The organism is Frateuria flava, assembly GCF_017837635.1.
GTDB classification, from domain to species: Bacteria; Pseudomonadota; Gammaproteobacteria; order Xanthomonadales; family Rhodanobacteraceae; genus Frateuria_A; species Frateuria_A flava.
This window is the reverse complement of sequence record NZ_JAGJRS010000013.1, coordinates 39,498-56,325: the sequence shown is the minus strand read 5'-3', so window position 1 is coordinate 56,325 and position 16,828 is coordinate 39,498. Positions and strand designations below refer to the sequence as shown.

Genomic DNA, 16,828 nt, shown 5'->3' with positions numbered 1-16,828 from the left:
GGAAGCACGGCCTGTATGGAAGTTTCCCGCGAGCCCCGGCCCCTCACCCAACCCTCTCCCCGGAGAGGGCTCGTAGAGGCGAGGTGTCAGGCGGCGGCGCGCTGGAGCTCGCCAAGGCCGGCGAAATAGTCGGCGGTCAGGCGCAACTGCTCATTGGCGGTTTCGGCACGGTTGACCACGTGCCGGAAGGCCGCGTTCTCCGGCCGGTCCTTGGCATACCAACCCAAATGCTTGCGCGCGATGCGCACGCCGGCATGTTCGCCGTAGAAGGCGTACAGGTGCTCCAGGTGGCCGAGCAGGATGGCGGCGATTTCGGCCGGCGCGGGCTCGGGCAGCTTCTCGCCGGTGGCCAGGTAGTGCGCGACTTCGCGGAAGATCCACGGTCGCCCTTGCGCGCCGCGTCCGATCATCACGGCATCCGCGCCGGTGACGTCGAGCACGTGGCGGGCACGCTCGGGGCTGGTGACGTCGCCGTTGGCGAGCACCGGAATATGCACGGCCGCCTTCACCGCGGCGATGGTGTCGTACTCGGCTTCGCCTTCGTACTTGTCCGCGCGGGTGCGTCCGTGCACCGAGAGCGCGGCGATGCCGCTGTCTTCGGCGATGCGCGCGATGCTGAGCGCGTTCCTGTGCTCGCGGTCCCACCCGGTGCGGATCTTCAGGGTCACCGGCACTTCCACGGCGTCGGCCACTGCCTTGCATATGCGCGCCACAAGCGGCTCGTCCTGCAGCAGCGCCGAACCCGACCACACGTTGCAAACCTTCTTGGCTGGGCAGCCCATGTTGATGTCGATCATCTGCGCGCCGTTGGCCACGTTGAAGCGCGCCGCCTCGGCCAGCATGCCCGGGTCGTAGCCGGCGATCTGCACGCTGACCGGCTCGGGTTCGCCGGCGTGGTCCATGCGATGCAGCGACTTGCGGGTGTGCCAGAGCTTCGGATCGGCCGTGGTCATCTCCGATACGGCCAAGCCCGCGCCCAGCCGTTTGCACAGCAGGCGGAAAGGCTTGTCGGTGACCCCGGCCATGGGCGCGAGCACCACGGGCGGGTCGATGCGGTAGGGTCCGATCTGCATCCGGCCATTGTACGAGGTCCTGCAGGGTGGGCCTGAGCCGATCGTTTTTTTCCGGTCGGGCGGTGGACTCAAGCCGACCCTACGGACGTGGGCTCGATAGGGTCTCGGCTTCGGCACGCCGCCTCGTGCGGGCGCGCCAGAAAAGGAAGCCGGTCGCCAGGAAGAAGGGCGGCAGCAGCCCGGAGACGACCACCAGCGTCCGCCAGAGCGGACCGGTGGTGCCGGCGTGGAGCGGGTAGATCGCGTTGTTCACCTGCACGCCGGTGTCGGCGCGCATGGCGTCGGAGACCCCCAGCACGCGCGCCTGGTACGGATCGATCCAGAGCGTGCTCCGGCCAGTGGGATTCCATTCGCCCGGCATGCGCACGCGCAGGGTTACGCGGCCGTCCCGCTCGCTCGGGAGGGAGAGCCGGCCCAGCGCCGCGTCCGGCAGCGCCTGCCTCGCGGCAGCCAGCACGGTCGGCCAGTCGATCGGATCCTGGCGCAGGGCGATGGCCGCGGGCTGCGGCGGTTCCGGCCTATCGCCGAACAGGCCCTGCAGCGCCTGACGGGTGCCCGCGTGGTAGCACATCAGCGTGCCGGTCAGGGTCACCAGCAATACCACCGGCAGGCTCAGCGCGCCGAGGCTGCGGTGCCAGCTCAGCCAGCGCCGTACCGGCGGTTGCGCGTGGGGTTTCAGATGCGCCATGACGCGGCCGCGCCCTGGCCACCACAGCACCACGCCCGAGACCAGCAGGAACAGGCTGAACCAACCGAGCACGCCGAGCCAGGTCTCGCCCGCGTGGCCGGCGAGCAGATGCGTGTGCCAGTCGCGCAGGGCAAGCAGCACGTCGTTGCCCGGCGTGCGGGTGAGCAGCAGCTCGCCGCTGGCAGGATCCAGGTAGCGGCGCACGCCGCCGTTGAAGTAGAGCTGCCACACGGGGAGCTCGGTATCCGGAAAGTCGGCGCTGCGCAGTCCCTGCGGCGACCACTCGCGCGCGATGCGCTCGAGTACCGCCGCCTCCTGTGCCGGCGTGGGCAGGGTGTGCGCCGCAAGCTCCGGGTGCAGCGCGCGCAGCAGCGGTCCCTGCAGCGCCAGCACGCTGCCGCTCAGCGCTATCAGGGCGAACACCGTGCCCAGGCTCAGGCCCAGCCACAGATGCAGCTTGCGCAGCCAGTGACGCAGGCTGAACGCGGAACGCGCCGGAGCCACCTGGCGGACGGGATCGCGCTTGACTCTATCGAGCATGCTCAGAACACCTGCTGCCAGGTGAGCGAGACAGTGCGCCCGCGACCGGCGAAGTAGGAGTCGTCGTCGCCCACCGTCTGCGAGACATAGTTGATGTACTGCCTGTTGGCGAGGTTCTGCACGCCCAGCGTCCAGTCGCCGGCCGCGCCGGCCTGCCACTTCACGTAGGCATCGGCGGTGACGTAACCGTCGAAGTGCGCCGTGCGCCTGCCCAGCGTGGCGAAGCCGCGGCTGGCCAGGCGCGACAGCTGCAGGTAGCTCGACAGCGCGTCGTTCCAGCGCTGGGTCCACGACAGGTTCAGCCGGTTCGGCGCGATGTTGGCGCCATCGAGGTCCGAATCGACCTGGCCATCACCGTTGCGGTCGGAGCGTCCGTGGTTGATCGCATAGGACGCATCGATTCGCGTGCCTTCGCGCGGCGTCCAGCCGGCGCGTGCTTCCCAGCCGCTGATCTCGGTGCGCTGGCGGGCCACGTTGTAGACCTGGTTGGGCGCGTCGAAGACGAGCAGGGCGCCTAGCTTCGAGGTCGAGGTCCAGTAGCTGACGCGAGCGTTGAAAACGGCGCCCGCGTACTCGGCGCCCACCTCGCGGTTGTCCGACACCACCGGCTTGAGGTCGAGGAATTCATTCACGCGCTGGCCCGGCACGCTGATCGCGCGCAGCACGCGGCCGACGTCGGGCAGTGTGTAGCCCTCGGCGTAGCTGGCGAACAGGTTGAGCGCGTCGGTGAGGTACCAGACCGCGCCGATGTTCGGCAGCGTCTTCTTGAAGCTGCGCGAGCCGCCCTCGACGGTCACGCCGCCGTAGGATGCCAGCGTGCGGAAGGTAGGGACTTCCAGCCGCCCGTGTTCCTGGCGCAGGCCGGCGTTGATCGACAGCGCCTGCAGCGGCCAGTACTCGGCCTGCAGGAACGGCGCCCAGCCGGTGTAGGTGCTTTCGGGCACCCAGTCGCGGCCAGTCTGTGCCAGCGACTGATGGGTGCGGTCGCGGTAGCCGTCGGCGCCGGCCAGTACCGTGAGCGTGTCGTCGAGCAGTCCGCGGCGCGACCACGACAGCCGCGCGCCGTCCTTGACCGATTCGTTCTGCGACTGGTCGAACACCAGCGGGCCGTAGGCCGGGTCCTGGAACGTGCCGAAGGTGCCGCCGCCGAACAGCTCGCGGTTGCGCTGGTGGTAGAGCTGCGCGCGCAGCTCGCCCTCGGCCAGGTGCGGGTCGCGGTAGTCCAGGCTGGTGGTGAGCACGCGGTTGCGCGGTGCCAGGCCCGGCTGCTTCTGGTGTACCGAGGTGGTCGGGATGCCGGCATCCATGTCGCCGGAGACGGCGGTGTAGTCGCCGTTGCCTTCCAGGTCGAAGCGGTTGGCGGTCAGCTGGAGGCGGCGCTCGCCGACGAAGGTGTAGCCGAGCTTGGCGAAGCCGTCCCGGCTCGTCGAATCCATCAGGTCGCCTTGGGTGCCGTCGACGCCGATCAGCCGGCCATGCGCATCGGAGTACATGCCGCGCTCGCGCCAGGAGGCGCCGGTGACCAGGTCGAACGCGCCCGAGCGCGCGCCGATCAGCCACGCACCGCCGTAACCCAGCCCATCGGCGCCCTGCGTGGGCGCGCTGGCGTCCAGGGTGACTTCCTGGCGCACGCCGTCCCTCGCCGGCGCATGCTTGGTGATGATGTTGATGATGCCGCCGGCGGCACCCAGGCCTTGCAGCGAGTTGGAGCCCTCGACGATCTCGATCCGCTCGATCATCGCCGTGTCGATCGTGTAGCCGTCGCGCGAGCCGTTACGCAGCGGGCTGGACTGCGGTACGCCGTCGATCATGTACAGCGGGTTGCGCCCGCGCAGGGTCTGGCCGCGCACCGAGAGCTTCTGCGTGGACGGCGCGAAGGAGGGCACCAGCGCACCGATGGCGTCGCCCAGGTCCGGCGTGATCGCCAGCTGGTTGGCCAGATCCTGGTGATCGATCACGGTGATCGTCATCGGCAGGGCGCCCTGGCTGCGCGGCAGGCGCAGGGTGCTCTCGGAGACCTCGACCCGCTCCAGCGTGGTCGCCTGCGGCGCGTCGGCGGCGTGCAGCGGGGCCGCCAGGGCCAGGGTCAGGGCGAGCGCGAGCGGGCGTGCGGACGACGGCATGGGAGCCTCCAGTGGGGAAGGCTGCGCATGCTAATGAAAATGATTCTCAACAACAAGTCGAGCCCCGAGCCCTTCTTCTCGGCGGGGTTGGGGAGGGGGTTCGGGCGGAGCGTGGGCTTTCCGCTCCGCCCTGACCCTCTCCCGCCTGTCGGCACCCTCTCCTGTGGGGGGAAGGGTTCGGGAATGAAGGCTGAAGGATGCTTCGACTTCGACTTCGACTTCGGCTGCGCTCGGCACGAAGCGGGTCCTGGAAAATCAGATCCCCGCCTGGTGGCCCAGGTTCGCGCGCGCCGCGTTCTCCGGGATGTGCTTGTGGCGGAACAGGATCACGAACAGCACCGCCACCACCAGCGCGTAGCCGGCGAAGCTCAACCAGATGCCGTGCCACTGCAGCGCACCGTCCGGCGCGGTGAAGAAGCGTTCGATCACCTGGCCGCTGATGGAGCTGCCCAGCACCGCGCCCACGCCGTTGGTCATCAGCATGAACAGGCCCTGCGCGCTGGCGCGGATCTTCGGATCGGCCTGGCCCTCGACGAACAGGGAGCCGGAGATGTTGAAGAAGTCGAACGCCATGCCGTAGACGATGTTGGACATGATGATCATCCACAAAAGCTCGGCCGGGTTGCCGTAGGCGAACAGGCCGAAGCGCAGCACCCAGGCGACCATGCTGATCAGCATCACCTTCTTGATGCCGAAGCGCTTGAGGAAGAACGGGATGGCCAGGATGAACAGCGTTTCGGACATCTGCGAGATCGACAGCACGATGTTCGGATAACGCACCGTGAGCAGGCCCTTGTACGCATCGACCTTGCCGAAGTCGTGCAGGAAGGTGTCGCCGTAGGCGTTGGTCAGCTGCAGCGCGGCGCCCAGCGCCATCGCGAACAGGAAGAACACGGCCATCTTGTAGTTCTTGAACAGCGCGAAGGAGCGCAGGCCCAGCACGTCGATCATCGAGGTGTGGCGGGTGTCGCGCGGCGGGCAGGGCGGCAGCGAGAACGAGTACAGACCCAGCAGTACCGCGGCGATGCCGGCGATGTGGAACTGCTCGGGCGAGGTCTCGATGTGCAGCAGGCTGATCGCCCACATCGCCACGATGAATCCGACCGTGCCCCACACGCGGATCGGCGGATACACCTTCACGATGTCCACGCCCTCGGTCTTGAGCGCGTTGTAGGCCACCGTGATGGAGAGCGCGATGGTCGGCATGTAGAAGCACATGTTGACCAGCATCACCCAGAACAGCGTGGCCGGATTGTCGATCGTCGGCACGATGAACAGCATCAGCGCGCCGCCCAGGTGCAGCACGCCATACAGGCGCTCGGCGTTGATCCATTTGTCGGCGATGACGCCGGTGATCGCCGGCATGAACAGCGAGGCGATACCCATGGTGGAGAAGATCGCGCCGAACTCGGCGCCGCCCCAGTGGCGGGTCTGGAACCAGTAGGCGCCGATGGTGGTGAGCCACGACCCCCACACGAAGAACTGCAGGAAGTTCATCACGATCAGACGCAGCTTGATGTTCATGGTGCAAAGTCCCGCATGTGCTTTTCCCCTGCAAAAGCCGCGGGACGTGCGCCCTGGCTGCAAAGTCCGGCAGGTTAGAGAAAGGGATGCGGCCGGGCAAGGCGCGGCGCAGCGTGCCTGGTCCGATTCGGCGGCACGATCTCCGCCTTCATGGAGGCCTTCCGAATCTGCGGCGCAACCGCGAAAAGCGGGACCATCCTGCCGTGCCCGAGAGCGCAAAGGGATTCCCGCTTCCGCGGGAACGACGCCGTGCGCGGGCGGGGAAGCTTAGACTGCCGCGAATCACTGGGACGATGGAGCCGGTTGACCGATGAACCTTTTTCTCACCATCGCCATGGTCCATCTGGTCGCGCTGCTCAGCCCGGGCCCGGACTTCTTCTTCGTCTCGCAGACCGCGGTCAGCCGCTCGCGCAAGCAGGCGCTGTTCGGCGTGCTTGGCATCACGCTAGGGATCACGTGGTGGTCGGCGCTGGCGTTGCTCGGCCTGCAGCTGGTACTGCACCGGCTGGCGTGGCTGCAGCAAGTGGTCGCGATCGCCGGCGGCCTGTACCTGATGTGGATGGGGCTGCGCATGCTGCGCGGTGCGTTCACGCACGCGCCGGCGATACACGGTCAGGGGACGGCCACGCCGGGTGGAGAGTTGGCCACGCTGCGCGCGGGATTGCTGACCAACCTGGCCAACCCCAAGGTCGTGGTCTATTTCGGCAGCGTGTTCTCCGCCTTCCTTGGCGACCGGGTCGATGCGGCCACGCGCTGGGGCCTGTGGGGGCTGATCGTGGCCGAGACCTTCGTCTGGTTCGCGCTGGTGGCGGCGTTCTTTGCCTTGCCGGCAATGCGCCGCCTCTACTTGCGGATGGCGCGGTGGATCGATGGCTTCGCCGGCGCGGTGTTCATCGCCTTCGGTCTGCACATCATCCTCGCCCGCCGCGGCTGATCGCAGGCGTGTCCGGTGGACTCCAGGCCAACGCTCCGGTCGGGCGTCTGGTGGGCTGAAGCCCACCCTACGCGTGCAAGGCGTGGGCCACGCGTTCGCGCAACATCGGCAACAGTTCGTCCTCGAACCACGGGTTGCGCCGGGTCCAGATCTGGTTGCGCGGGCTGGGGTGCGGCAGCGGGAGGACGCCGTTGGCCAGGTGGGTGCGCCAGTCGCGCACGGTGTCGGTGAGGTTCGTGCCCGCCTGCGCGCCGAGCAGGCCGACCTGCGCGTAGCGGCCGATCGCCAGGGTCAGGTCCACCTTCTTCAGCAGCGGCAGCAGTCGCGGATGCCAGGTGGGCGCGCATTCGCGCCGCGGCGGCAGGTCGGCGCCGCGCGCGCTGCCGGGAAAGCAGAAACCCATCGGCACGATCGCCACGCGGCGGGCGTCGTAGAAGGTGGCTTTGTCGATGCCCAGCCAGTCACGCAGGCGTTCGCCGCTCCTGTCGTCGAACGGCACGCCGCTGGCGTGCACCTTGCGGCCCGGCGCCTGGCTGACGATCAGCAGCCGTGCGGTGGCCGAGGCCTGCAGCACCGGGCGCACGCCATGTGCCAGATCGGCGGCGCAGAGCTGGCAGGCGCGGATTTCGGCGAGAAGGCGATCGAAGGCGGAAGGCATCGGGAAATGGTGGCACAGCTTGCCGGCGACCGATGCGCTTGAATGCATTCGGGCGACGGGTTGCGAGGATCAGGCGGGCAGGAGCTTTCCCGGGTTGAGGATGCCGTCCGGATCGAACGCGCGCTTGACCTCGCCCATCAGGCGGAGCGTCGTCGGCTGCAAGGCAAGCGGCATGAATTCGCGCTTGATCCGGCCGATGCCGTGTTCGCCGGACAAGGTTCCATCGAGCGCGATCACCAGCGCAAAGACGTCGGCCAGGCACGCGTGCGCGCGTTCGCGCTCGGCCGCATCGCGCGGCAGCAGGTTGACGTGGAGGTTGCCATTGCCGGCGTGGCCGAAACTGACGACCAGCACATCGTGCCGCGCCGCCAACCGCTGGATGCCCTGCACCAGCTCGGGCAGGCGGCTGACCGGAACGACCACGTCCTCGTTGATCTTGTCCGGCGCGATCGTGCGCTGCGCGGGCGAGAGCGCCTTGCGCGCGGCCCACAATCGCTGGGCCTCCTCGACGGTAGCGGCCGTGTGCAGGGTCTCCAGGCCGTCGCCGCGGGCGGCGGCCGAGACGGCGGCGACGGCGGCCTCGAGCGTGCCCGGTTCGCCATCGACCTCGATCATCAGCAGCGCGCCGGCCAGCGGCACCTCGTTGCCGGCATGCGCGTGGGCGAGTTTCAGCGCCGTCTCGTCGATGAACTCCAGCGCGCAGGGCGTCACCGGCTGGCCCATGATGCGCGCCACCGCCTGCGCGGCCGCACCGACATCGCGATAGGTCGCGCGCAACGTGCGGATGGCAGAGGGGCGGGGCGTGAGCTTGAGCGTCGCTTCGGTGACCAGCGCCAGCGTGCCTTCCGAGCCGATCAGCAACCGGGTGAGGTCATAGCCGGTCGCGCCCTTGCTGGTGTAGGTGCCGCAGCGGAACCCCTCGCTCGTGCCGGCGACCGCGCGCAGCCCCAGCGTGTTCTCGCGCGGCGTGCCGTACTTGACCGCGCGCGGGCCGGCTGCATTGCAGGCGAGGTTGCCGCCGATGGTGCACCAGGGCGACGAGCTCGGGTCCGGCGGCCAGAACAGGCCGTGCGGCGCCAGCGCACGCTGCAGGTCGGCGTTGATCACGCCCGGCTCGACCACCGTCAGCCGGTTGGCCGGATCGATGCGCAGGATACGGTTCATGCGCTCGAAACTGGCGACCACGCCGCCTTCCACCGGCACCGTGGCGCCGGTGGTGTTGCTGCCGCGCCCGCGCGCGGTGAGCGGGACGCGGTGTTCGCGGCAGGCGCGTACCAGCGCCTCGACCTGCGCGTGTTCGGTGGGAAAGACCACCGCATCGGGTTGCGCGTTGAGGCGCGAGTTGTCGTAGGCGTACGCCAGGCGCTCGGCCGGGCCGGTGTGCGCGGCATCGCCGAAGATCGATTGCAGTGTCTGCAGCAGCGTGTCAGGTAGCGGCATGGGCTCTTCGTTCCGTCGCCCCCGGGCTCCGCCGGGGAGCGGGCGGGTTGTGATGAGGGCGACAGTAGCGCAACCGCCCGCCTTGGCTCCCACTCCCCGCTGGGAGAGGGCTGGGGGGGGGCGGGGCGCGTGGGCGGGGCAGGCTTGTGAAGCCTGTACGCAAAGGCCCTCTCCCCCCGGCGCCGCCAGGGAGCGAGAACAGGCTCATTCGGCTTCGAACGCGCCCTTCAGCCAGTGCATCCTCGCCTCGCCAGCGGGCCCGTCGTAACTCACCACATCAAAGCGGCAGGGCCGGTTGGCGTGCTGGGCATGCGCCGCCAGCCACAGCTGTGCGGTGCGGATCAGCTTTTCCTGCTTGGAACGCGTGATGGAAGCTGCCGCGTCCCCATGGCCGGCGCGCACGCGGTAGCGCACCTCGACGAACACCACCGTATCGCCATCGCGCATGACCAGGTCGAGCTCGCCGTGGCGCGTGTTGTAGTTGCGCGCCAGCGGCTTCAGGCCCGCGCGCTCCAGTTCGCGGCAGGCGCGCTGTTCGAAGGCGTCGCCCGAGGCGCGCATCAGTGGTCGGCGGGCGGAAGCGCGGTCGAGGTGGCGGCCGGCATCCCGGCCGAGCTCGCGGGGATCGGCGTGCGGGTGCCTTCGTCCACCGGCGGGGCGGACGAGGGCACGTCGTCCAGCTGCAGGCTGCCGGTCAGCGGGCGGGCGAGGCCGTCCTGGAAGCGCGCCCAGATCAGCACGCGCCGGATGCGACCGAACTGGTCGGCGGCAAGCTGGCCGCTGGCGCCGGGCAGGTAGCTGCCCGGATGGTCGCGCAGCCAGTCGAGGTAGGGCACCAGGTTCCATGCGTCCATGCCGAAGGCGAACAGCCGCGCCGAGGTGCCGCGTGCAGCGGGCAGCCTGGAGGCGATCGCGTCGTGGCTGGGCAGGCCCGGCTGGGCATCGAACAGCCATGGCGCGTCGGAGAACTCCACCCCGTCCAGGTCGCGGTTGGCGGCAGCGTCATCCACGCCCGCATAGATATGCGAGGTCGCGAACACGGGCAGGCCGACGTGCGCGACGTGCAACTGCGGCAGCAGCAGCCGCGCCTGCTCCGGCCGCATGCTGATGAAGACGCCGGTGCCGCCGGTCGCGACCGGCGCGGGCAGGGCCTCCACATCGGCGGCGGCGGGCGACGAAGCGGCCTCGGCCGGTTCGGTGCCTGCCAGCGGCGTGGCCGTCGTGGGCATGTTCAGGCCGGCGATGGCGTTGGCATAGTTCACCTTGCCCGGAGGCAACGTAGCCATGCCGGCGACGTGACCACCGCGAGCCTCGAACTCGGCCTTGAACGCGCCGGCAGCGCGCTGAGCGAAGTCATCGTCGGAGACCACCACGTAGGCGCCGTGGACGCCGCGCTCGACCATGTGGTCGGCGGCCTGCGCACCCTCGGTTTCCGGCAGCAGGCCAAACTCGGTGGCGCCGGCGGCGGGCAGGCTTTTGTCGTCCGGATGGTTGAGCGAGAGCAACGGCACCGGCAGCTGCGCCTGGCCGAACACCGCGGCGACTTCGGCGCGGGTGAGCGGGCCGACGATCAGCTGGGCGCCGTCGCTGGCGGCCTGCTGGTACGCCTTGAGTGCGCCGTCGGCGGTGCCGCCACTGTCGTACACGCGAACGTTGGCGCGCGGCGCGTGGGTGCGAGCGGCATCGGCATAACCGGCGAAAAAGCCCTGCCGGATGGCCCCGCTGGCGCCGGCGAAATTGCCGCCGAGCGGCAGCAGCAACGCGACGTTGGCAGGCATGCGGTAGCCCTCGCGCACGTTGGCGTCGGCCCCCGGCAGCATGGTGCCGACCGGCTGGTCGAGGTCCGGCTGCGGCTGCGCCACCGGCACGCCGAGCTGGGTCAGTGCCTCGTTGATCCACGGCAGCATGCGGTCGCCTGCCTGCATGGCGGCGCCACGGCGCTTGAGCGGTTCGACGCCCAGCCGGCCGAGCAGGTCGAGGATCTGCTTGCGGTTCTGCGTGTGGTCGAGGCCTTCGAGCTGGGGATCCATCTGGACGCGCGTGCGTGCGGCGCCCCACAGGTCGCCGCTGGCCTCCATGGCGCGCGCGCGAAGTTCCAGCAGGCGCAGTTCGAGCGTCGGCGGGACCGGCGCGGGCTGGGTGGTCAGCTGCAGCGCAGTGTGCGCGTCGTGGTGGGCGAGCGCCAGCTCCGCGCGGAGCAGGTCGTAGCGGGCCGCGTCCTCGCCCTGCAGGCGCGGGCGGCGGACCTGGTCGAGCAGTGGCGCGGCCTGCTCGAGCGCGCCTTCCTCGCGGTACACCTCGGCGGCCAGGATGTTGTAGTGGTCGGTGTCGCCGGTCTGCCGGCCCAGGTCGAGGTAGGCCTGGATGGCCTGGTCAAACTGCCCCTGGCTGGCGAGCTGCTCGGCATGCTGCGCAGCGGCCAGTTCCTGCGGCGAGCGGGTCACCTTGGTCGGCACGCAGGCGCTCGAGACGAAGGCGATCAGCAGGCCGAGGCCGGCGGCGCGGAGCAGTCGCATGGAGTGTCCCTTGGTCGTGGTCGACATGGTGAGCGATCATAGCCGATCGTGCTGCGCGCCCTTTGCGCACTGCCTTTGGGAGTTCCCATGCCTACTGTCCCGCCCGGAAGCCTATCGGTGGTCGCCACGCCGATCGGCAACCGCGACGACATGTCCACACGCGCAATCGCCACGCTGCGCGCGGCCGATGTCATTGCCGCGGAAGACACGCGACACAGTCGTCCTCTTCTGGTCCACCACAACGTCGACGTGCCGTTGGTGCCGCTGCACGAACACAACGAGCGCGAGGTGGTCGATGGGCTGGTGCGACGGATGCTCGAAGGCCAATCGGTGGCGTTGATTTCCGACGCGGGTACGCCGCTGGTCAGCGACCCGGGCTTCCGGCTGGTGCGTGCCGCGCGCGCGGCGGGGATCCGTTGCGTGCCCATCCCCGGCGCCTGCGCGGCGATCGCAGCGTTGTCGGTGGCCGGGTTGCCGAGCGACCGCTTCGTGTTCGAAGGCTTCCTGCCGCCGAAAGCGGCGGCGCGACGCGGGCGGCTGCAGGCGTTGGCAGGCGAGCCGCGCACGCTCATCTTCTATGAGTCCTCCCATCGCGTGGCCGAAAGCCTGGCCGACATGCGCGAGGTGTTTGGCGGCGGGCGCGAGGCGGTGCTGGCACGTGAGCTGACCAAGCTGTTCGAAACGGTGATCGGCGAGCCGCTCGACGAACTGGCCACGCGCGTGGCGGGCGATCCCGACCAGCAGCGCGGCGAGTGCGTGCTGCTGGTGGCCGGTCGCGGCGAGGAGGCGGACGCACGGCTGGCCGAAGGGCAACGCGTGTTCGCGCTGCTGCGCGAAGAGCTGCCGCCAGCCAAGGCAGCCAAGCTTGCTGCAGCGATCACCGGCGCGCCGAGAAAGAGCCTCTACGAAGCGTCGTAGGTTGGCGTCAGCCCGCCGGCGCTCCCAGGTGGCAAGGGTGGGCTGAAGCCCACCCTGCCGAGGCCCGCCTTTTCGAATCCCCGATCCCCAAACCCGCCTCCCGGGCCGGTACAATCGCCCACGGAGTCGGCCGGACAGTCGCGTCGCATCACAAGTGCGTCGAGGAAAGTCCGGGCTCCACAGGGCAGGGTGCCAGGTAACGCCTGGGCAGCGCGAGCTGACGGCCAGTGCAACAGAGAGCAGACCGCCGATGGCCCTCACACTTTCGGGTGGCGGGGGATCAGGTAAGGGTGAAAGGGTGCGGTAAGAGCGCACCGCGTGCGGGGTCAACGTCGCACGGCACGGTAAACCCCACCCGGAGCAAGACCGAATAGGGGAACGATAACGCGGCCCGCGTTGTTCCCGGGTAGGTCGCTGGAGCCAGGCGGCGACGCCTGGCCGAGAGGAATGACTGTCGCGTCGCAAGACGTACAGAACCCGGCTTACAGGCCGGCTCCGCCTCTTGCGGCGGTGCGCTGCGGCGCGCCGCCAGGGAAGGGCCAGGGTGGCGCGGAAGCTCGCGCCACCCTGGCCCTTTTTCGTGCCGCCCTGTAGACGTGTCCTTGGGCGACCGGGATGGTGGGTGCGCGCCCGGCGTAGCAATGGCGATCGCCCCCAGGTGCTCCTTTAGAGGCTGGGGCCTGAACGGCAGTTCATGTGGCGCCTGGCCGGAGGGCGAAACGCGCGTGACCTGCCTCACAGCCGATTTGGAAAAATCCCCAGCTTTCAACCACCTTGCGGATGTTCCTCCTAAACGGCTGGAAATACGTCCACACTTCCGCCTTTCTCCTTGATTCGCAAGCAAAATTCCCTTGACGTCTCAAAAGGCGAGACGTATCGTGGGACCCTGTGTGAAATCGTGGGAATCAGTGGAGTCCACGCAGGTGTTCCAGGGCGAGACCGCCATCACCGTTGACGACAAAGGCCGACTGGCCATCCCGACTGCGTATCGGGAACTGGTCGCGGGCGAGTGCGCCAATCGTCTGGTGGTCACCTACAGCCCGTTCGAGATGGGCTGCCTGTGGATCTACCCCTACGCCGAGTGGGAAACGGTGCGCGACCAGGTCAATGCGTTGCCGATGGTCAAGGCGTCCCACCGCAACCTCCAGATGAAACTGGTGGGCGCGGCGAGCGTGGTCGAGCCCGATGGCGCCTCGCGGATCCTGCTGCCGGCGAGCCAGCGCGGCGCGGCCGGCATCGAGAAGAAGGCGGTGCTGCTGGGCATGGGCAACAAGTTCGAGCTTTGGAGCGAACAGGCCCACCTGGCCAAGATCCGCCAGACCCTCGGCGAAGACGACATTACTGACGACATGGCGGACCTGCGCCTGTAAGGCGCGGTGTTTTCGGGCGGGACTTTTGGACGGGACGGGAGGTGCGGCGTGGCCGAGTTGCGGCACATCCCGGTGATGCTGGGTGAAGCGGTGGAGGGCCTTGCCGTGCAGGCAGGCGGGCGGTATCTGGATGGCACCTTCGGGCGCGGCGGGCACGCACGCGCGGTGCTGTCGCGCCTGGGGCCCGACGGTCGGTTGCTGCTGATGGATCGCGACCCGGCCGCGATCGCTGCCGCCCGCGAAGCTTTTGCCACCGATCCGCGCGTATCGATCCGCCACGGCAATTTCGCGGACATGGCCGACTGGGACGAAACCGCGGCCGGCCTCGACGGCGTTTTGCTCGACCTGGGCGTGTCCTCGCCGCAGCTCGACGAGGCCGCGCGCGGCTTCAGCTTCATGGCCGATGCGCCGCTGGACATGCGCATGGACACCACCCAGGGCGAGAGCGCAGCGGCATTCCTCGCTCGCGCCGACGAGCACGAGATCGCCGACGTGCTGTGGACCTTCGGCGAGGAGCGCTTCAGCCGGAAGATCGCCCGCGCCATCGTGGCGCGTCGCGCCGAGGCGCCGATCACCCGCACCGGCGAACTGGCCGCGCTGATCGACCGCACCATCGGTCGCCGCGAGCCGGGCAAGCACCCGGCCACGCGCAGCTTCCAGGCCCTGCGCATCCGCGTGAACGGTGAGCTCGATGCCGTGCAGCGCGGCCTTGATGCGGCGCTCGAGCGGCTCAAGGTCGGTGGGCGGCTGTCGGTGATCAGCTTCCACTCGCTGGAGGATCGCGCGGTCAAGCAGTTCATCCGCGACCATTCCGGCCGCGTGCAGGGCAGCCGGCGCGGTCCGCCGGTCGCCGCGAAGCCCGCTCGGCTGGCCGCGGTGGGCAAGGCGCGCTTTCCGTCCGACGCGGAGCTGGCGGTCAACCCGCGCGCCCGTTCGGCGGTGCTGCGCGTGGCGGAGAAACTGGCATGAAGGCGCTCGGCGGGGCGGCACTCGTGATCCTGCTGCTGGCCGTGCTGGTCAGCGCGATCGGCGTGGTGTGGACGCGCCACGAGAGCCGCGTGCTGTTCGTCGAGCTGACCCGGCTGCAGAACCAGCGCGATGAACTGAACGTCGAATACGGCCGGCTCGAACTGGAGCAGGCGACCTGGGCCGAGCCGCGGCGCATCGACCAGGAGGCCCGCAGCAAGCTCGGCATGGTCACGCCCAGGCCGCAAGACATCCAGCTGGTGCGCCGATGAGCCTGCGCCGGCCCATTCCCCAGCCTGCCGCCGGCCGCCGCCGTGGCGCCGGCCCGAGCCCGCGCCGGCGCATGCTGCTGGTCGTTGGCGTGCTGTCGCTGGCCTCGGTGGGGCTGGTCGCGCGCGCATTCGACCTGCAGGTGTTGCGCAAGCAGTTCTACCAGGAACAGGGCGACGCACGCTTCCTGCGCGAAGTGAATATCCCGGTCTCGCGCGGCACCATCTTCGATCGCAACGGTGAGCCGCTGGCGGTCTCCACACCCGTGATGTCGGTATGGGCGAATCCGCCCCAGGTGCTGGAGAACGCCGACCGCGTTCCGGATCTCGCCGCCGCGCTTGGCGTGGATGCGGGCGAGTTGAAGGAGCGCCTGGCCCAGCGCGCCGATCGCGAGTTCGTCTATCTGCGCCGGCAGATGCCGCCGGAGGCGGCCCAGGCCGTGCTCGACCTGGACATTCCGGGCGTCAATGCACAACGCGAGTACCGCCGTTACTACCCGTCGGGCGAAGTGACCGCGCACGTACTCGGTTTCACCAACATCGACGACCACGGCCAGGAAGGGCTCGAGCTCGCCTTCGACGACTGGCTTTCGGGCAAGCCGGGCGCCAAGCGGGTGATCCGTGACCGCATGGGGCACGTGGTCGAGGACGTCGAGCAGGTGCGCGAGCCCAAGCCGGGCAAGAGCCTCACGCTGAGCATCGACCGCCGGATCCAGTTCCTTGCCTACAACGAGCTGAAGAATGCGCTGGCCGAGTTCGATGCGTCGTCCGGATCGATGGTGATCCTGGACGTGCCGACTGGCGAAGTGCTGGCGATGGTCAATCTGCCAACCTACAACCCCAATTCGCTTTCCGGCAGCAAGTTCTCCGACCGGCGCAACCGTGCCGTGACCGACCTGGTCGAGCCCGGTTCCACGATCAAGCCGATCCTGATGGCGGCGGCGCTGTCCAGCGGCAAGTACACCCCGACCAGTCCGCTCATCGACACCACCGGGGGCCACTGGTATTTCCAGGGCCACGACATCCACGACACGCACAACTACGGCCTGCTCACGCCCACTGGCGTGATCACCAAGTCGAGCAACGTCGGTGCTGCGCACATCGCGATGACGCTGGACACCGCGCTGATGTACAACACCTATCGGGCGTTCGGCTTCGGCAACAGCACCAACAGCGGCTTCCCGGGCGAATCCTCCGGCCTGCTGCGGATTGGCCGCGACTGGCGTCCGCTGGAACAGGCGATCATGGGCTACGGCTACGGCCTCAACGTGACGCCCCTGCAACTGGCCAACGCCTACGCCACGCTGGGCGACCACGGCGTGATGCATTCGCCCAGCTTCATCAAGGGCGCGGACGGCGAGGCCAAGGCCATCGTCTCGCGGCAGGTCGCCGACGAGATCGTCAAGATGATGGAGACGGTCACCGCACCGGGCGGTACTGCCACCACCGCGCGCATCGCCAATTACATCGTGGCGGGCAAGACCGGCACGGCGCACAAGGCCAACGCGGGTGGCTACTCGCGCGACAATTACACCGCCGCCTTCGCCGGCCTGGTGCCGGCAAGCAACCCGCGGCTGGTCGGCGTGGTGGTCATCGACGACCCGCAGAAGCGCAGCTACTACGGCGGTACGGTGTCCGCGCCGGTGTTCGCGCGCGTGATGGAAGGCGCCCTGCGCCTGCTCGACGTTCCGCCGGACAACATCGGCCGCTGGTATGCCGGTGGGCCCCTGATGAGCCCGACTGGCCTGGCCGGAAGCAGGCCGCCAACCGATCCGCCGATCGACGACGTGCCGCTGGAGGAGCCGTGAA

Annotated in this window: 14 protein-coding genes and 1 other RNA gene; 7 read left to right on the top strand and 8 right to left on the bottom strand. The window is 69.1% G+C overall.

All coding sequences use genetic code 11. From position 1 onward, the window contains the following. Window positions 1-86: 86 nt before the first annotated feature. The 4 genes from dusB to J7I44_RS05635 form a co-directional block, all read right to left on the bottom strand. A complete protein-coding gene (gene dusB / locus J7I44_RS05650; protein ID WP_209617153.1) occupies window positions 87-1,073 on the bottom strand; it encodes a tRNA dihydrouridine synthase DusB in 987 nt (328 codons plus the stop codon). Between the two features lie 79 nt (window positions 1,074-1,152). Beyond that, window positions 1,153-2,301, bottom strand: a complete 1,149-nt coding sequence (locus tag J7I44_RS05645) for a PepSY-associated TM helix domain-containing protein (RefSeq protein ID WP_209617150.1) — start codon at window positions 2,299-2,301, stop codon at window positions 1,153-1,155. A gap of 2 nt (window positions 2,302-2,303) precedes the next feature. Beyond that, window positions 2,304-4,424 carry a TonB-dependent receptor gene (locus J7I44_RS05640; protein WP_209617147.1) on the bottom strand — a complete coding sequence of 707 codons (2,121 nt, stop codon included), beginning with the start codon at window positions 4,422-4,424 and terminating at the stop codon, window positions 2,304-2,306. A 255-nt stretch (window positions 4,425-4,679) separates the two neighbouring features. Next, window positions 4,680-5,948, bottom strand: a complete 1,269-nt coding sequence (locus J7I44_RS05635) for a nucleoside permease (RefSeq protein WP_209617144.1) — start codon at window positions 5,946-5,948, stop codon at window positions 4,680-4,682. A gap of 310 nt (window positions 5,949-6,258) precedes the next feature. Here J7I44_RS05635 and J7I44_RS05630 point away from each other — a divergent pair, with 310 nt between their 5' ends. Continuing rightward, entirely contained in the window at window positions 6,259-6,882 is a 624-nt protein-coding gene (locus tag J7I44_RS05630; protein ID WP_209617142.1) for a LysE family transporter, read from the top strand. 67 nt (window positions 6,883-6,949) lie between these two features. Here the strand turns inward: J7I44_RS05630 and J7I44_RS05625 are convergent, their stop codons facing one another. The 4 genes from J7I44_RS05625 to J7I44_RS05610 form a co-directional block, all read right to left on the bottom strand. Then, window positions 6,950-7,540: a uracil-DNA glycosylase family protein gene (locus J7I44_RS05625; RefSeq protein WP_209617140.1), complete on the bottom strand. Its 591-nt coding sequence runs from the start codon at window positions 7,538-7,540 to the stop codon at window positions 6,950-6,952. 69 nt (window positions 7,541-7,609) lie between these two features. Further along, entirely contained in the window at window positions 7,610-8,980 is a 1,371-nt protein-coding gene (locus J7I44_RS05620) for an FAD-binding oxidoreductase (RefSeq protein WP_209617138.1), read from the bottom strand. Between the two features lie 204 nt (window positions 8,981-9,184). After that, window positions 9,185-9,541, bottom strand: coding sequence for a YraN family protein (locus J7I44_RS05615; protein WP_209617136.1), 357 nt, complete (start codon window positions 9,539-9,541; stop codon window positions 9,185-9,187). Further along, entirely contained in the window at window positions 9,541-11,496 is a 1,956-nt protein-coding gene (locus J7I44_RS05610; RefSeq protein WP_209617134.1) for a penicillin-binding protein activator, read from the bottom strand. Before J7I44_RS05610 ends, J7I44_RS05615 begins: the two co-directional genes overlap by 1 nt. An 87-nt stretch (window positions 11,497-11,583) precedes the next feature. On the opposite strand from J7I44_RS05610, the gene rsmI reads away from it, so the two are divergent. The 6 genes from rsmI (at window position 11,584) to J7I44_RS05580 (ending at window position 16,827) form a co-directional block, all read left to right on the top strand. Then, a complete protein-coding gene (gene rsmI / locus J7I44_RS05605; RefSeq protein ID WP_209617132.1) occupies window positions 11,584-12,414 on the top strand; it encodes a 16S rRNA (cytidine(1402)-2'-O)-methyltransferase in 831 nt (276 codons plus the stop codon). Window positions 12,415-12,536: 122 nt separating this feature from the next. Next, window positions 12,537-12,915, top strand: an RNA gene (gene rnpB, locus J7I44_RS05600) — RNase P RNA component class A. A 422-nt stretch (window positions 12,916-13,337) separates the two neighbouring features. Continuing rightward, a complete protein-coding gene (gene mraZ / locus J7I44_RS05595; protein ID WP_342451877.1) occupies window positions 13,338-13,784 on the top strand; it encodes a division/cell wall cluster transcriptional repressor MraZ in 447 nt (148 codons plus the stop codon). Between the two features lie 48 nt (window positions 13,785-13,832). Then, on the top strand, window positions 13,833-14,753 hold the full coding sequence (rsmH, locus tag J7I44_RS05590) for a 16S rRNA (cytosine(1402)-N(4))-methyltransferase RsmH (RefSeq protein WP_342451873.1): 921 nt from the start codon (window positions 13,833-13,835) through the stop codon (window positions 14,751-14,753). After that, on the top strand, window positions 14,750-15,022 hold the full coding sequence (ftsL, locus tag J7I44_RS05585; RefSeq protein WP_209617127.1) for a cell division protein FtsL: 273 nt from the start codon (window positions 14,750-14,752) through the stop codon (window positions 15,020-15,022). Before rsmH ends, ftsL begins: the two co-directional genes overlap by 4 nt. Next, window positions 15,019-16,827, top strand: a complete 1,809-nt coding sequence (locus J7I44_RS05580; protein WP_209617124.1) for a peptidoglycan D,D-transpeptidase FtsI family protein — start codon at window positions 15,019-15,021, stop codon at window positions 16,825-16,827. Before ftsL ends, J7I44_RS05580 begins: the two co-directional genes overlap by 4 nt. Window position 16,828 lies beyond the last annotated feature (1 nt).

Bases quoted from the DNA above. Each gene is read 5' to 3' on its own strand.
- dusB (WP_209617153.1), bottom strand. From the start codon at position 1,073: ATGCAGATCGGACCCTACCGCATCGACCCGCCCGTGGTGCTCGCGCCC.
- J7I44_RS05645 (WP_209617150.1), bottom strand. From the start codon at position 2,301: ATGCTCGATAGAGTCAAGCGCGATCCCGTCCGCCAGGTGGCTCCGGCG.
- J7I44_RS05640 (WP_209617147.1), bottom strand. From the start codon at position 4,424: ATGCCGTCGTCCGCACGCCCGCTCGCGCTCGCCCTGACCCTGGCCCTG.
- J7I44_RS05635 (WP_209617144.1), bottom strand. From the start codon at position 5,948: ATGAACATCAAGCTGCGTCTGATCGTGATGAACTTCCTGCAGTTCTTC.
- J7I44_RS05630 (WP_209617142.1), top strand. From the start codon at position 6,259: ATGAACCTTTTTCTCACCATCGCCATGGTCCATCTGGTCGCGCTGCTC.
- J7I44_RS05625 (WP_209617140.1), bottom strand. From the start codon at position 7,540: ATGCCTTCCGCCTTCGATCGCCTTCTCGCCGAAATCCGCGCCTGCCAG.
- J7I44_RS05620 (WP_209617138.1), bottom strand. From the start codon at position 8,980: ATGCCGCTACCTGACACGCTGCTGCAGACACTGCAATCGATCTTCGGC.
- J7I44_RS05615 (WP_209617136.1), bottom strand. From the start codon at position 9,541: ATGCGCGCCTCGGGCGACGCCTTCGAACAGCGCGCCTGCCGCGAACTG.
- J7I44_RS05610 (WP_209617134.1), bottom strand. From the start codon at position 11,496: ATGCGACTGCTCCGCGCCGCCGGCCTCGGCCTGCTGATCGCCTTCGTC.
- rsmI (WP_209617132.1), top strand. From the start codon at position 11,584: ATGCCTACTGTCCCGCCCGGAAGCCTATCGGTGGTCGCCACGCCGATC.
- ftsL (WP_209617127.1), top strand. From the start codon at position 14,750: ATGAAGGCGCTCGGCGGGGCGGCACTCGTGATCCTGCTGCTGGCCGTG.
- J7I44_RS05580 (WP_209617124.1), top strand. From the start codon at position 15,019: ATGAGCCTGCGCCGGCCCATTCCCCAGCCTGCCGCCGGCCGCCGCCGT.